Genomic DNA, 2358 nt, shown 5'->3' on the forward strand with positions numbered 1-2358 from the left:
AGGTAGACCTGCTGGGGCCGGTCGGTGGCGGCCATGACGATCGCGTGAATGATCCAGATGGGCGCCCAGAGACCGCAGGTCACGAGGGTCAGCACCAGGTGGACGATATGCACGGCGTTGTTGGAATTGTGGACGATGACCGGCGGGGCGTACCCGGGATACGGCTGGACGTGGTTATGCACGTTCACATTGACCGGCGGCTGCGGCTGCGACAGCGGCGGCGGCGATGGCGGACGGTACGGGTCGGACGGTTGCATGATCCACTCTCCAGAGGCCGTCACCGTGCGGACGCCACGCCGATCGCATGAGCACGCCGCCTTCCAGAAAGTCATGGTAACAACGAGTCGAAAATCATTCACCTCAGTGAGATTCCATGATCCGCACACCTTTCCTGGAATCGGGCTTTCCTCCAGCCCATCACACGCGGGTGGGCGTTCACCGGTCAGAAAGTGGGCAGCCGTCGGGTCGAATCCGGTCACGGCCGGCACCGGGAAGACGCCCGGCGTTAACGTGCGGGTGACTCGCGAAGGAGGGCGGCCGTGAACGACGATCTTCAGGAGCGGGACGTCCGGACTGCTCGCAGGACCGCGCACGACCAGGATCTGCGCCAGGAATTGCGTCGCCTCTGCAAAGGGCGCGGCGTTCTCACGCCCGATCTGACGGTGCGGCTCGGGCCGCTGCTGCGGGAACGGATGTGCGGGCCGTCCCCCACCGGACGCCGCGACGTGGCCCGGCGCCGCGACGTTCGGGCCGACCTCACGGCGGCCCTGGCCTCGGGGCTGGGCGCCCTGCCCCAGGATCTCGCGGTGGTCGCCCGTGTCGCGCTCGGCATGCACGACCAGGCCCGGCACCGGTTCCTGGGCGATCGGCTGAGCTGGCTCGCGGGCGAGTCGGAGTGCGACGTCCGGACGGTCCGGCGGCGGCTGGATGAGTCGCTCGACCTGCTCAGCGAGGTGATCGGGCAGGACTCCCCCGGCCGTCCGGCGGTCGGCGCCGGGGCGGGTGTCGCTCCCGGATCCTGGTACTGCGCGTCCGTGCGCACGCTGGTGCTCCTGGACCGTCCGGCGCCGGAGGTGCACGAGGAGCGCCGCATCGTCGCGACCCAGGCGTCCGTGGACGAGATCACGATCGCGGTCAGCCTGCCCCCGTCCCGGGAGCGGGGCCGGGCTCCACGGCGCGAACTCATGGCCGAGGTCATGCGCGGAGGGCTCCTGCTGCGCGCGGAGCGGCCGAGCGAGAGCCATTTCCGCTTCGTCATCGGCCTGCCCGGACGGCTCGGCGTCGGCGGGCATTGCGATCTCGCGCTGCGATTCCGGATCCCGGCCGATCAGCGGATGGCGTCGCATTACGCGCTCGTCCCGTTCGGCAGATGCGATGAATTCCGGCTGTGCGTGCGCTTCCCGCTGGAATCTCCGCCTCCCGCAGTGCGCCTTCTGTCTGCGATTCCGCCAAGAATGATCGATGATGGGCCCGCCGGGCTGCCGCGGGTCGGCCTCGACCGGGTCGGCGAGGCGGAGGCGCGGTTCACCGATCTCGTGCCCGGTCTCGGATATGGATTCCGCTGGTAGCCGTGTGTTGGCCCTCTTCTGTCCATTCGGCGAGAACTGTCCTTGTTCTCGTATTACTTGCCGGCGCCCGTCCGCCGCATCGTCGAAGCATCGGACACCGATGCACGAGGAGGACGCGATGCGACCCGGCCCGCCAGACGACGAAAGCGAAGAGCCGCGCGACGGCGGTTCCGTAGCCGTTTAGGCCGCGAAGCAGGCCGCGAGCGGTGACCGAGGTGGGGGCGTCCCAGGACGAGGGCGGGGCGCCCTCACCACGGGGAGAGACTCGGCCCCGCAATGCGTCGTGCGGCACAACCTGCCTACCTCCATGGTGGGATGCTGACGTCCATGGGGCCTCCGGCGCACCAGGATCTCGTGGCGGACCTGCACGCGCTGCGTCGGCGAGGGCCGACCCGGGTGCGCGGCCTGCCGCTAGCGGCGCTCGAAGCCATCGTGGTGCTGTGCGGCCACGACACGGCCCCCGTGGGCGGCGACCTGGTCGAGAGCTACCGGCTGGCCGCGCTGGAGGACGTCCTGCGGCGGGCGGTCGGCGCGCTGGGCGGCGGAAACCTCGCCACCGCGGCCGAGTACGTCTTCGGGCTGGCCCAGGGCACCCGTGACTGGCCGATCGGGGAACGCCGCAAGCAGGCCGCCCTGGTCTACGGGGTCTCCACCGAGCGGTTCCGCAAGCACCACGAGCGGCTGATCGTCGAGCAGACCGCGGAGGCGATGCTGCGGCTGTGCCTGCGGGTCGGTCTCCAGCGCCAGGTAGACGGCGAGGGGCATGGTCTGCGTCCGGCCGGGGAAGTTG

Annotated in this window: 2 protein-coding genes and 1 pseudogene; 2 read left to right on the forward strand and 1 reads right to left on the reverse strand. The window is 70.3% G+C overall.

The genetic code is table 11. From position 1 onward, the window contains the following. Positions 1 to 479 (reverse strand): annotated as a pseudogene (locus E1298_RS46250) (hypothetical protein); the annotation flags it as partial. Between the two features lie 60 nt (positions 480 to 539). Between E1298_RS46250 and E1298_RS46255 the strand changes: the two are divergent. After that, a complete protein-coding gene (locus E1298_RS46255; protein WP_131903706.1) occupies positions 540 to 1568 on the forward strand; it encodes a hypothetical protein in 1029 nt (342 codons plus the stop codon). A gap of 327 nt (positions 1569 to 1895) precedes the next feature. Beyond that, positions 1896 to 2358 (forward strand): hypothetical protein (locus tag E1298_RS49110; RefSeq protein WP_207945266.1); only part of this gene is annotated, 463 nt, incomplete at its 3' end.

It is taken from the genome of Actinomadura rubrisoli, from assembly GCF_004349215.1.
GTDB classification, from domain to species: Bacteria; Actinomycetota; Actinomycetes; order Streptosporangiales; family Streptosporangiaceae; genus Spirillospora; species Spirillospora rubrisoli.